The organism is Anaeromicropila populeti (assembly GCF_900112775.1).
Taxonomy (GTDB): domain Bacteria; phylum Bacillota; class Clostridia; order Lachnospirales; family Lachnospiraceae; genus Anaeromicropila_A; species Anaeromicropila_A populeti.
This window is the reverse complement of the sequence record NZ_FOYZ01000020.1, coordinates 11,752-23,426: the sequence shown is the minus strand read 5'-3', so window position 1 is coordinate 23,426 and position 11,675 is coordinate 11,752. Positions and strand designations below refer to the sequence as shown.

The 11,675-nt window shown below is 40.9% G+C and carries 14 protein-coding genes; all 14 read right to left on the bottom strand.

Annotation, left to right across the window (positions count from 1 at the left end; all coding sequences use genetic code 11):
- Nucleotides 1-70: 70 nt before the first annotated feature.
- The 14 genes from BM305_RS19560 to BM305_RS17355 are packed head-to-tail and all read right to left on the bottom strand — an operon-like array spanning nt 71 to nt 11,673.
- Complete coding sequence (locus BM305_RS19560) at nt 71-1,027, bottom strand: N-acetylmuramoyl-L-alanine amidase (RefSeq protein WP_242940578.1); 957 nt, start codon at nt 1,025-1,027, stop codon at nt 71-73.
- 27 nt (nt 1,028-1,054) lie between these two features.
- Entirely contained in the window at nt 1,055-1,459 is a 405-nt protein-coding gene (locus tag BM305_RS17410; protein WP_092563887.1) for a phage holin family protein, read from the bottom strand.
- Nucleotides 1,460-1,516: 57 nt separating this feature from the next.
- Nucleotides 1,517-3,004 carry a hypothetical protein gene (locus BM305_RS17405; protein ID WP_092563884.1) on the bottom strand — a complete coding sequence of 496 codons (1,488 nt, stop codon included), beginning with the start codon at nt 3,002-3,004 and terminating at the stop codon, nt 1,517-1,519.
- Between the two features lie 10 nt (nt 3,005-3,014).
- Nucleotides 3,015-4,751: a hypothetical protein gene (locus tag BM305_RS17400; RefSeq protein WP_092563880.1), complete on the bottom strand. Its 1,737-nt coding sequence runs from the start codon at nt 4,749-4,751 to the stop codon at nt 3,015-3,017.
- Between the two features lie 11 nt (nt 4,752-4,762).
- Nucleotides 4,763-5,125, bottom strand: coding sequence for a hypothetical protein (locus BM305_RS17395; protein WP_092563877.1), 363 nt, complete (start codon nt 5,123-5,125; stop codon nt 4,763-4,765).
- 2 nt (nt 5,126-5,127) lie between these two features.
- Nucleotides 5,128-7,971, bottom strand: coding sequence for a phage tail tape measure protein (locus tag BM305_RS17390; protein WP_092563874.1), 2,844 nt, complete (start codon nt 7,969-7,971; stop codon nt 5,128-5,130).
- A gap of 49 nt (nt 7,972-8,020) precedes the next feature.
- Entirely contained in the window at nt 8,021-8,185 is a 165-nt protein-coding gene (locus tag BM305_RS19255) for a hypothetical protein (protein WP_177214789.1), read from the bottom strand.
- Nucleotides 8,182-8,559, bottom strand: a complete 378-nt coding sequence (locus BM305_RS17385) for a hypothetical protein (RefSeq protein WP_092563871.1) — start codon at nt 8,557-8,559, stop codon at nt 8,182-8,184. The genes BM305_RS19255 and BM305_RS17385 overlap by 4 nt, the downstream gene beginning before the upstream one ends.
- Nucleotides 8,560-8,569: 10 nt before the next feature.
- Nucleotides 8,570-9,154: a major tail protein gene (locus BM305_RS17380; protein WP_092563868.1), complete on the bottom strand. Its 585-nt coding sequence runs from the start codon at nt 9,152-9,154 to the stop codon at nt 8,570-8,572.
- 3 nt (nt 9,155-9,157) lie between these two features.
- The gene (locus BM305_RS17375; protein ID WP_092563865.1) at nt 9,158-9,475 is read right to left on the bottom strand and encodes an LAGLIDADG family homing endonuclease; all 318 of its coding nucleotides are present in this window, start codon (nt 9,473-9,475) and stop codon (nt 9,158-9,160) included.
- A complete protein-coding gene (locus BM305_RS17370; protein ID WP_092563862.1) occupies nt 9,472-9,852 on the bottom strand; it encodes an HK97 gp10 family phage protein in 381 nt (126 codons plus the stop codon). Before BM305_RS17370 ends, BM305_RS17375 begins: the two co-directional genes overlap by 4 nt.
- A gap of 5 nt (nt 9,853-9,857) precedes the next feature.
- On the bottom strand, nt 9,858-10,190 hold the full coding sequence (locus tag BM305_RS17365) for a phage head closure protein (RefSeq protein WP_092563859.1): 333 nt from the start codon (nt 10,188-10,190) through the stop codon (nt 9,858-9,860).
- Complete coding sequence (locus tag BM305_RS17360; protein WP_092563856.1) at nt 10,190-10,465, bottom strand: head-tail connector protein; 276 nt, start codon at nt 10,463-10,465, stop codon at nt 10,190-10,192. The genes BM305_RS17365 and BM305_RS17360 overlap by 1 nt, the downstream gene beginning before the upstream one ends.
- Nucleotides 10,466-10,476: 11 nt before the next feature.
- Complete coding sequence (locus BM305_RS17355; RefSeq protein WP_092563853.1) at nt 10,477-11,673, bottom strand: phage major capsid protein; 1,197 nt, start codon at nt 11,671-11,673, stop codon at nt 10,477-10,479.
- Between the last annotated feature and the right edge of the window lie 2 nt (nt 11,674-11,675).

Sequence of the window (11,675 nt, the reverse complement as noted above, 5' to 3'; positions counted from 1 at the left end):
TTGGCATAGTTTTTAGCAATAGTATAGTTTAAAAAATACCTTACAGGGTGTGTTCCTGTAAGGTATTTTTTTACGGAATTAATAACTGGAATCCTTTTGAAAGAATATCACTCGTTAATCCATTTAATGTTTTAATTTTTGTATAATAAATTCCTTTCCCTAGCTTGTCTTCTGCAATTCTCCAAAGACTATCACCTTTTTGTACCGTATACACTTCACTTCCCAAAGACACATACGCACTTTTTACATTCGATACATAGCCATACCCTGATGTGCTCTCCTTACAACGAATTTGTAACCAGCCATTCTCACACTTTGATACAACCTCCACAAATGCTCCTTTTTTATAAGTAGTAAGGCATTCCTCTTTTATACTGGTCCCTTCTCGAATACACATTTCCCTCTTCAATCTGCCGTAACACTCAATTCTCAAACTGGAGACTGTCTCTTTTTCTCTACTAGAATCTTTTTTGCCCATCCTCTGCTTCACATCGTTCCGAAATTGCTCCATAGTAAGTCCAAACCTAGTCCAAATATGCTCCACATCACCATGATGGGAGGCAATTCCTCTTTGATACCCTTCCGCATGAGATAGAATTACCCCATCCGCAATCGGATTTAAATGGTATTCTTCACAAAGAGCAGCCAAAAGAGTCACTGCTGTTTGATAGGTAGCAAGTACATGTTTTCTTGTAATCTCCCCATTCCCCGTTTCTATCCATTCTGCTCCCTTGGTATAATGTATGGTGGAGGGTTCCGTCATTTCAATTCCAATGTGTGTATCATTACTAGCTCCTCCTCCATGCCATCCCCGATGATTCCATGGAAGCAGCTGATACACCGTTCCATCTGGTTCCACAATCCCATGCACACAGGAACTGACTCCAGGTTTGTTCCATTTTTCTAGAAAGACGCTGGCTTTCGGTTGTGGACACCCTACACTATGAAGCATAATCCCTTTTACCTCTATGCTTTTTCCTGCCTTGTAACAATCCGATTTAGTACATAATTGTTTGATCACTCTCATTCTGATTCCTCCCAATAGAAAAGCATTTTATTCCTGACTGTCAGTTCTTAACTGTTCCAGTATCTCTTTCAATTTTCTAGGTATGGGAAGTCCGATGCGATCTGCATTTTCCAAAAGCGAGATTCCTTCATTGGATAAATAAAAAAAAATAACTGCTGTACGGAATACACTTCCTGTTTGCAGGATTCTGGAATCCAGAATATGCCCGACTGCTACCAAACAAAAAATCAATATCTTTTTGCAGATTCCCCGAAAACCCACTTTACTGGAAAGCTTTTTTTCCACTCCCGCCGCCATTAATCCACTGATATAATCCAGCACAACAAATGCAGTCAAGGCATATAAAAATCCATCTAGACCTCCGAAAAACCAACCTAAAATTCCACCTAACATACTAAACAAATAGGGTATCTGATTCATTCCTTGTTTCATGCTGACCTCCTCCTCTTTCTAAAAAAATGCCCTTTTAAAAGGACAGTTGTTACTAAGCTACTCGCTGATTTCTTTAATTGTGTACGTGATTTTCATGGTTTTATCTGCTGTTTTTATTACAGGACTAGCTAAATTATTAATGGTACTAAGACATAACGCAAACGTTCCCATGTAACAGTTTGTCTCACTTCCTATCTGATACAATACAAACGGCGGCTTTAAATAATCGGATGGCACCATGCGGAAAACGGAACTGCTGTTATAAGAAGAAGATAGACTAAAATTACTTCCCCAGTGTACTATTTTTAAAGAGTCTGGGTACAAAATTCCAAACCGAGAGGACGCGGTATAACTGGAATAACAAGCCAAATATACCAATCCTTTATAGTAATTCAGTTTGCAATTTCCAAGAGTATCCTCTTCCATAATGACAGTATGATCCGCTAAATTCTGCAAGGTAGTATGCACTAATACCACTTTATTGTAACTTCCGTACTTACCCGCTGTATAAAATACATCCTGTTCCAGAATCAAGAAATCCCCCCAACTATACCACGGTACTGGCAAGGTAATGCCCAACTGTTCTGTCAGCTCAAAAGTAGATAAATTAACCATATGCAGATTCAGTTTTGCATAATTTCCATTTGATAAATACACAGAGGCTGTTGTCATGACATACAAGGTATCCCCAACCGTCTGCGTTACATAGAGATTGGTTGTAATGGCAGAACTCGTCAGCTGTACTTCTTTTAACAACGTATACGTCCGTCCTGCAGTATCATGATTGCTCTTTCCTAGTGACACCTTGGAATAATCATAGGTATTTTGATATATTTTGAGTTTTCTGGTTTCTGTTTCATAAACCAAAGATAAAACAGACTGATCTTCTTTTTGCTTCAAGGGACTGCCAATGGTCGTAATACTGTCTACCCCTGCATTCACTAAATAGCCATTTCGATATGCAGGTGCACCATAATAATACCCGTACATGGTAAGAAATGATCCGTCTCCTCCTCCACTTGGACCATATAATCGATGCTCGCACGCAGGGCTTACCAAAGACATGGCTGCAATCTGCCCATTAGCACGATCCGTTCCAAAATCCCAGACAAACCGTTTTCCAATTACTTTTCCATTGGAATCTGTCACGTCTGCCGTCTCATTGGCGTTCAAAGTCCCCAACTCCAGGTTAGCCATTGAAGTAGTTTCACAGGCTGCTGCACAAACTACGTCTCCTACTGTCATCGCTATATGATCTTTACTTTCTTCCAGCTTCTCTCGAAACAGCAACAAACCAGAAAAATAATTTGTTATCAAATCACTACTGTACATCAGATCCACATCTATTTTTTTTCTATAAACCTGCTGATACGCATTTAAACTCTGCGTAGATGATTCATAATAGGCAAACTCCCTTGCCATCTGTGGTGGATTTATTATATTTTTAACATAATCGGTAACTAAATTTGTTTCCTCTATACAATCTGTCTGCATTCCTGTCAACGCATGAAACAGTTCAATTTTTGCTTGTCCCTTTATCTGCATGCTTTTCCCCCTATTCTATTTCCATAAAGGATTTCCATTCCGTTAATTTTAACTGTTGTACGGTTGGTAAAATGGTCAGTTCCTCTACCTCTTCTTTGACTTCCTTAGGATTTGGGTGCTCCATGACACAGGTTCTGGTATCCATTATCCCATAGGTCTCTAGGGAAATTGTATTATTCTCAATCTGGATTTGCTTTACTTCTTCCTCTGCATACAGCATACCATCCCACGTTTCTTCAGAAGCGACTAAGCCTTGTCCAAAAATACTGGCTCTTATTTTTCCTTCTTGTATTTCCACACTTCCGTTACTAGCCATTACATACACCTCAAAACGGCTTGCCTGATTTCCTCTCACCTGCAAGGGGAAAAACAATTCTAACACATGCTTTCCATCGCAATACGTTTCCATTGGCTGAAAATCTGATATCTCTTGCGAATCCAACTGGTATGTTACGGTTACCACAGTAACCGCCTCCCGTGCATGGCTCTCCAACAACACAGAAGCGTAAAATAATGCCTGTGTTTCCAGCTTTGAGGTAAATAAAATAGTAGCAATTAGCGTTTTTGCCGATGCTATCTGAAATCCATAAGGATTGATGTAGTGATACACCGCCATTTTATTACTGTCAGACGCTGATTTTGCTTCACCGATTGCTTTATCTGTTTTAGAAGCAGTCTTGGCCAGCCTTGGATTTTTCCCAACCCCCTTAATTTCATGTGTTCCATTTATGTGATAGGTATAGCCAGTAATGCAAGAAATTCCCTCCTCATCCGCATGTCTTCCCGTAAATCGAATAACATCCCCTAAATCATATGCAGGATTGCTGACAATGCTTGCATCAAATGGTATATACTTAATTTTTTCAAGTGCTTTTAAGATAGCACGTAATCGTTCTATTCTGGCAGAATACCGAGAGAAGCTTTGGATGAAGGGATTGGTTCCCAACTCCAACATCAATCCGCTCTCCCGTTCGGTATAGACTTCTTCGAGAGCATTCGTCTTAGCATTTTGAAAAGATACTCCGAAAAAAGCAGTACTAAAATCAGAAAAGTTACTCCGAAAACGCAGATGGTCTGGCAGCACATCACAGACTTGGTTATGAAAAGAACGGATTTCTAGCTGCCCTCTGCGGTTAATGGTAGCAAATCCCCCTACTACCACTGCTATATAATACAGAAGATCTCGATACGTCTGAATATCATTTTCTAAATACATGCCAAACCGTTCTGCTCCATTGCTCATGCCCGCAATCTCTTCTTCCGTTTGTGCCAGTTCCACCCCACACTCTCGACAAGCAATGTGTAACAACTCATAGGGTGTTCCTGTCAGAGACAGGTACTCCTCTGGAAACACTTTGTCAAAACGTAGCATATAATCATAGGCTTTTACTTCCACACACTGAATGGTTCGATTTGCTTCTGCTACTTCATAGATGCCAAGGGGTACCGTTTCATAAGTGCCATCTTCCAATTTTAAATGAAAAAACAGCTGCACGGCTGCACCAAATAAAGTATACCGATCTACCTCCAGATACAAACTTAATCCACACTCTCCCGCATATACACTGCCAATTCCCATTTCCTCGGTTCCAGTACATTGGTTTGTCAAATATCCACTGCCTTTTACGAGTATCGAATTGTCAAAAGAATACACCATTCCTTTTGTTGTAGTAATGGTTCCTGTATAATAAAATTCGCGCGTATTTTTCTGAATGGCACGTTGAAATAAACTACTTACTGGATACACGTTTCTACCTCCTACAGCTCTTTTAAGGTAAAAGATACTTTCCACAGCCCCTGACCAGAAGTGTCTTTTACCAATTCTGTGGAAAAATCCTGCATGCGCATACACGTACTCTGCACAGACAATGTTTCGGTATCAAAATATTGTACAGAAATACTCTTCTGGGAACGAAATTGTGCCAGCTTTTTTGCCCATTTTGCAGAAACTGAAAATGTAACCTCTATTGTATGCACCCCCATTCTCACCAAATCCGTCTGGGTAGTACCAGCCTCTGTTTCTCCAGAAGAGTCCGCTTCTACATCTGCTATCTGCACACTATACTGTTCCGGAAGAGGAAGACTTTCCTGCTGAAAATACAGATACTGTATAAATGACATGCCTATCGTCCTCCTGACCTTAAATTTACTCTGCTTTGTGCGTTCACCACCACTTCATCTAATAAGTTTCCTCCTAAATACACAGGAATTGAGATGGTGCCACCAGCCTGTGGCTGCATGCTGCTTATGGTATCTTGTAATCCGCTTAAAAGCTGATTTATCTGGCTGACAGCCGTATGTTCTGCCATAGAACCATTCCCTGTACTAACTTGCGGTTGTATTATCAAATCGGAAGCAACCCCATCCACTGCTTTTGTTACCATACTCTTACTCTGTTCAATTCCTTTTGCCAATCCACTCATAAAATCTGGCATCCAGGATTCATATTCCGTAAGCGGACCCTCATCCGGAACAGAAAAGTGAAGAAATGCGGTGATTTTGTCTGCCACACTTTTTACGGCTTCTCCCACTTTTCCAATGCAGCTCTGAATGCCCTTTACAAGACCATCCACCATATCAGCACCCCAGGTAAAGGCACTGGAAGCAAGACTTTTTATATACTCAACCGCTTTATCAAAGCCTTTTTTTACGGCTCCATATACTTTGGACATTGCTGTTTGAATTCCCTTTACTACAGCCGTAAATACGGTTGTAACCGTTGTCTTAATGGTATTTACTGCCGTTGTCACAATAGATTTTATGGTATTCCAAACAGTTGACAGGATGATTTTTAGAGCATTCATTATGGTTACGGTTGCTGTTTTAACCGCATTCCACACCGTGGTTATCACCGTTTGAATGGCTGTTATTACTGTGGTTATCACCGTTTTTATGGTATTCCAGCCTGTATGGATAATTGTTTGAATTGCCTTGATTACAGAAGTAATCACCAGTTTGATTCCACTCCACACCGTCATAACCACAATCTGAATGGCTTTTAACAGTGTCAGAATAATGGTTTTGTATATGGTAAAATAGGTCATTATTATGGTCTTTATCACCGTTACTACGGTTACCAGTACCAGTTTGATTCCATTCCAGACAGCCAGGAAAATTACCTTAATGGCTGTCAATAAAGTCAGGATAATGGTCTTGTATATGGTAAAATAGGTGATTACAATGGTCTTTATCACCTCTACCACCGTTTGAAATACGACTTTAATATTTTCCCACACTGCTCGAAAAAACTCTTTTACGGCTCCCCATATTACTTCACAAGCAATTTTGATTTCATCCCAGTGCTTCATTAACAATCTGCCAATTGCAATAACTGCAATGACTGCAGCAATTATCGCTAAAATCGGCCATCCGACACTTGCAATCACAGGAATCAAGGCAGACAAAACAGGAGCAATGATTCCAACCAGATTTATAATGGCACTAATACTGCCAGCTATTTTCCCTACAATCAGTAATGCAGGTCCAATTGCCGCCACCACTCCTGCAATCACAACAATCATTCTTTTGTTTCCATCACTCAATCCTGAAAACCAGGTGCTAAAGCGGCTAATTTTTTCAGAAAGCGAACTAATCATAGGGGCAAGCACACTCATAACAGCACTTCCCAGTTCAATTGATGAATTCTTTAGCTGATTCATTGCAATTTTAATCGTATTGGAATTGGTCTGAAGCTTTTCAAATGCCACGTCTGTTGCTCCTGTAGAGTTCTGCATCTGAGCTAGTGTGTTGTTAAAACTGTCTGCACTATCTCCCAGCAGAATAAGCCCGGATTTTCCTGCCTCCGTACTAGACCATAAATCACTGAAAGCAAGTCCCTGTTCCTTTGCACTGTTCGCTATCATCTGTAACACATCGGATAAACTGAAGCCATTTCCCATTAGTTCTGCAAAGGATTGTCCTGTCTTTTGCCGTAAGGTATCCGACACGGTTGTTCCCGTTTTCCCCAGTTCATTCAGCATAGCATTCATATACGTAGTAGATTCTGCTGTTGCCACACCGTTCGCAGTCATAATTGCATAACCCGCAGCAATTTGGTTTAATGCCACGCCATTGGCTTTTGCCGTCGGGATAATCTTACCCATGGAAGAGGCCAGTTCGTTTACCGTGGTTTTTCCTAAGTTCTGTGTTTGAATCAAGGTATTACATACTGTAGTGACTTCAGAAGCTTCCAGACCATAAGCATTTAAAATAGTAGTAAGAATGTCCAAAGCACTTCCTGCATCTGTGAAACCTGCCTTTGCTAATTTAGTAGAATGAGAAACAAAGTTTACTGCATCTGCTGTAGACTGTCCTGCCGATATAGCGTCGTATACGTTTTCCGCAATAGCCATAGAACTAATGCCCGTCTGGTTAGAAAGCTCTAAAATAGCCGCTTCCAATTCTTTCAAGGGTACTTCTGTGGTGTCTGCAATGGTAGCTATTTTTGCCATGGCATCTTCAAAATTCATGGCTAATCTAGCAGACGCAGTTCCGGCCCCAAGAATAGCCCCTGTAAGAGGAAGTAGCTTTGTCCCTGCGGTGGTGCAGGCATTTCCAAAGGCTTCTACTCTTTCAGAAGCCATGCTGATATGAGATAGCGCTCTATTTGCATCCTCTGCCTGCATCTCCAAATCTCTCAGACTCAACTCTGTCTCCACAATCTCTCTCTGCAAGGCATTGTACTGGCTTTCTGTAATTTCTCCTCGCTCAAACTGATCCTGTACCTGCCTCTGTGCTGTTTTTAATGTCTCCAGCTTGGCTTTTGTATTCTCAATTGCCGCCCCCAAAAGTCTTTGTTTCTGCGCCAAAAGTTCTGTATTACCAGGATCCAGTTTTAATAATTTCTCCACGTCTTTCAGCTGAGCCTGTGTTGATTTGATGTCTGTATTTACGTTTTTCAAAGCAGAAGACAGCTTCGTCGTATCTCCCCCGATTTCTACTGTAATTCCCTGTATTCTCCCTGCCATACACTTACCCCCCAAACATAAAAAGACACCCAGTTATCCTACCGAATGCCTAAAAACGATCCATATCCTCCTGTGTAGCCAATGCAGCATATTTGCTGTCATCATTTCTGCTTTCTGCATACATATCATGAATCAACCCAATAGTCAGCAACTCTAACTCCTGCATAGAAAGCCCCAGCTGTACACAACGCAATAAAAACAGCGGTGTCGTCATCTCCCGCTCCGTGGGACGAACTTTTTTTTTGCCTCCACTTCCGTCTCCACATTTAATCCCCAAAGTTCAATCAAACGAGGAAGGACCTGATAAATGGAAAACGTATTAAAATAATCCAGCCACTCTTCTGGTGTATCTGGAATAGTCGGATCTGCATGCTTAGCCATGATAAAGGCAATGTTTTCGAATAATTCCAGACTAAATACATCCAATGCGGATTCTTCTTCATCTGAAGCTTTCATACTCTGTTCTAATAAGCGTAAATCCTTATAAATATCTCGGTGGAACTTCAAACGGTAGATTCTTGGAATGGCGGCGGAAGCCTTAAACACCACTTCCCTGCCATCAATTTCAATCTTCTTTTGAATGCTCATTCTTCTCCTCCTAACCCTCTACTTCTGCTGCTTCTGTTATAGCTGTTGGCAAATATACGGCTTTATACCAGTCTGCATAAACAGAAGAATTTGTCTTATCCCCTGTTTTTGCCTTTACATAACCGTTTGCCATCGGTCTTGCCTGAATGGTTACTGTCTCTGTCTGTACTTCTCTGGACTCCTCATTGGTTTTGGATTCAATTTTGGGACGGGAAGCAGAACAGTTATACAGAACATGACGAATTTTCTTGACGTCTCCATCAAACTCAAACAAGAGTGCAAAACTACCTGTTTCGGCATTTGCATTTTCAACTAAAACATAATTATCATCTGCCTCTTCTTTTAAGATTTCTGTACGGAAAGACTCTGGAATCATGGCAAGTTCCAAATCACCACTGTATCCCATGTTATTATTAATGATATAGTACTCCACTCCATCCGCATAAAAGGATTCTGGTTCCCCATTTGGATCCAGCGCAATGGATACTGCCCCTGGCATAGCGACAGGCAATCCAAATGTAACCGAACGATCTACACTAATTACAATAGGTGCATAATAAACATTACAAATGTTAAACTTTACTTTATTTGGCATACTTTACACCTCCATTTCATAAAGCACTTCATACAGACGTTCTGAGGCAATCCATATTTCGCTTTTGACATAAAAAATACCATACCTTTCCAGCACGGTTTCAATCTGATCTTCTGTTTTGATGGACTTTCGATTGGTATACAATTCAATTTTAAAACGATTTCTCTGATAATACAGCGTTCCATCCGCTGCAAATGGATTGGTTTTTGCATAAGAAAACACAAAAAATGGCGGCTCTGGAGATTCTCCTTCCACAAAATGATGATACGCACTGGGTAGTTTCATTTCCTCCACCATCTGCATTACCTCTTCATGATTCACCTTTGCAACCCCCTTTGTAGCCCTTCGGTTAGCTTCTGCCTTCCTTTTTCTTCTGCTGGAGCAATATGTGGAAACTCCTGTACCCTTCCGCCTCCCCGCTTAACATGCCCTTTTTCCAGCAAATGTGCCAGCTGATGCCTGTTTTTACTATGAACGGCCATGTGCAAGGAAGTACTGGTTTCCCTTTGTTTGGATACCTTCCAGCTTTTTTGATACTGACCTGTTTTTACTGGCGCATTGGCTTTTATCTCTTTTTTAACAACTGTACTTGCCTGCTTCACACAATCTTTCATGGTATTGGCCGCAAGATGAGAATATTCCAACAGCCCTTCCTGAATCGCATCTGCCATTTCCGTAATGTTTACTCTTTCTGCCATACCCGTCACCTCTTTTCCAAGGAAGCTCGAAGCTTCATTACTTTATTTTGAAACTGAACCAGATCCACCAGAGTAATGTTATAAGGTTTTCCACCAAATATAATTCGATAATGCTGAGTATCCAGTTCTTTTACTTCTCTGCAAAAGCGAATGACAAAACACAACTCCTGCTGTGCATTTGCCTGTGCGGCTGCCCAGTACTCGGCTCCTGACAAATGATTCACATAAGCTGCACAGGAATAGAAGTCTCTCCAACTTAACACATGATTTCCTTCCATATCTTTTTCAGGTACACTTTTCTGAATCAGAATGCGGTTTCTCCATTGCCCGATTTTCATTAAAATACATCCTCCCGTTCCCCAAACAGCAAACATTTCAAGGTAAGTGTTAATTCCTTAAAATCTGCGTTCTCTCGGTTTTCATATAAATAAGAGGTTCCATACAAAATGGCAGTCCTTACTGGTTCGGATGGTTTTTCTCTCTCATCCACTTCTTTTCTCAGAATGCCAAAACAAAGGGTTTCCGCTGTTGCAAGCAACAATAATAGAAGGGTATCTTCTTCTTCTGTATCCACACGAAGATAGGCTTTTGCCTCTTCCAGAGTAATCACCATACCGTTTCCTCCTAGCTTTTCATCGTTAAGGTTTTCACTGCTTCTGAAAGAATTAACTTTCCATCTACTCTTTGACTTGCCAGAAAACCAACCTGTCCCGTGGCAGCATACAGTTCATTTAAACGTTTGAAACTTCTGCCCTCCCGATCCGCAATCCAGTAATATTTAAAATCTCCAAAAGCCATTGCTTTCTTTCCAGATTCCGCTTCTGGTACAAAAATAGACGTAAAATAAGGACGGTTTAGAATCATATCTGGTATATTGGCAGAAACGCTTGGCTGCCAGATATAATTTCCGTTACCATCCTTTAATTTACGTAAAGCTTTTACTGTAGCATCATTTAAAATCCATTTTGCATTTTTCCGATAAGGTGCTCGCAGAGAATAGAAAAGATCCATTACATCCTCAAACGTAAGATTGGCTCCTGCGGTAATGACTCCATTTTCTGCTCCTCCCGTTTCATGAAAAATACCAGTTGGTTTCCCCACACCATTTCCTACAAAAAAAGCCTCTTCTTCTTTCGTTGCAATCCTCCTTGCAAATTCCTTGGAAATATATCCTGCAAGGTCAAATACATTGTCATGCAACAGCTCGTCGGATACCTTAATCATAGTTCCTAACTTATAAGCACTAATGGAAGTCTGTCCAAAACTGTCCTCTGATTCTGGAAACTGCCCATTCTCATCCATCCAACTAGCCTCTCCCTTGCCCGTTGAAATAGGGATTTTTCTATCCCCGCTAGAAGTCTGTATGGTGGTAGCAAGACTTCGAAAGAAATTTTCTTCCTCTAACCCCTGCACCAGCTGTCTTTCATATTCATCTGGAACCAGATATCCTCCCTCTGCATCCGTACCAACAGAAAGCGTATTGCTGACATCAAAATATTGCTTCTTTCGCATAGCATTCCAGAACTCTTTTTTGTACTGGTCAGATGCTCTTCCCTTTTTTATCACACCACCACATTCTGCATTTGGCTGATTAGTAATGGGTTTACTAGTAGGCTTTGACAATTCTAAATCAATTGCTGTCTGTCTCTCCAGACGTTCAATCTCCTTTCCCAAATTCACTACATCTGCTTCCATTCGGTCATAAACTTCTGTATCCTCTGCAGAGAGCAGGCCATCACTCCCCCTTTTGGAATCTAAAAATGCCTTTGCTGTCTCCCACGCTTTTGCACGTTTTTCTCTTAATTCTAATACATTACTCATCT

What these genes read in the sequence shown, in the direction of transcription:
- BM305_RS17385 (WP_092563871.1), bottom strand. Translation starts at nt 8,559, where the DNA reads ATGAGCATTCAAAAGAAGATTGAAATTGATGGCAGGGAAGTGGTGTTT.
- BM305_RS17405 (WP_092563884.1), bottom strand. Translation starts at nt 3,004, where the DNA reads ATGCAGATAAAGGGACAAGCAAAAATTGAACTGTTTCATGCGTTGACA.
- BM305_RS17355 (WP_092563853.1), bottom strand. Translation starts at nt 11,673, where the DNA reads ATGAGTAATGTATTAGAATTAAGAGAAAAACGTGCAAAAGCGTGGGAG.
- BM305_RS19560 (WP_242940578.1), bottom strand. Translation starts at nt 1,027, where the DNA reads ATGAGAGTGATCAAACAATTATGTACTAAATCGGATTGTTACAAGGCA.
- BM305_RS17360 (WP_092563856.1), bottom strand. Translation starts at nt 10,465, where the DNA reads ATGGTGATTACTCTGGAAGAGGCAAAAGCCTATCTTCGTGTGGATACA.
- BM305_RS19255 (WP_177214789.1), bottom strand. Translation starts at nt 8,185, where the DNA reads ATGACGACACCGCTGTTTTTATTGCGTTGTGTACAGCTGGGGCTTTCT.
- BM305_RS17370 (WP_092563862.1), bottom strand. Translation starts at nt 9,852, where the DNA reads ATGGCAGAAAGAGTAAACATTACGGAAATGGCAGATGCGATTCAGGAA.
- BM305_RS17390 (WP_092563874.1), bottom strand. Translation starts at nt 7,971, where the DNA reads ATGGCAGGGAGAATACAGGGAATTACAGTAGAAATCGGGGGAGATACG.
- BM305_RS17395 (WP_092563877.1), bottom strand. Translation starts at nt 5,125, where the DNA reads ATGTCATTTATACAGTATCTGTATTTTCAGCAGGAAAGTCTTCCTCTT.
- BM305_RS17380 (WP_092563868.1), bottom strand. Translation starts at nt 9,154, where the DNA reads ATGCCAAATAAAGTAAAGTTTAACATTTGTAATGTTTATTATGCACCT.
- BM305_RS17410 (WP_092563887.1), bottom strand. Translation starts at nt 1,459, where the DNA reads ATGAAACAAGGAATGAATCAGATACCCTATTTGTTTAGTATGTTAGGT.
- BM305_RS17365 (WP_092563859.1), bottom strand. Translation starts at nt 10,190, where the DNA reads ATGAAAATCGGGCAATGGAGAAACCGCATTCTGATTCAGAAAAGTGTA.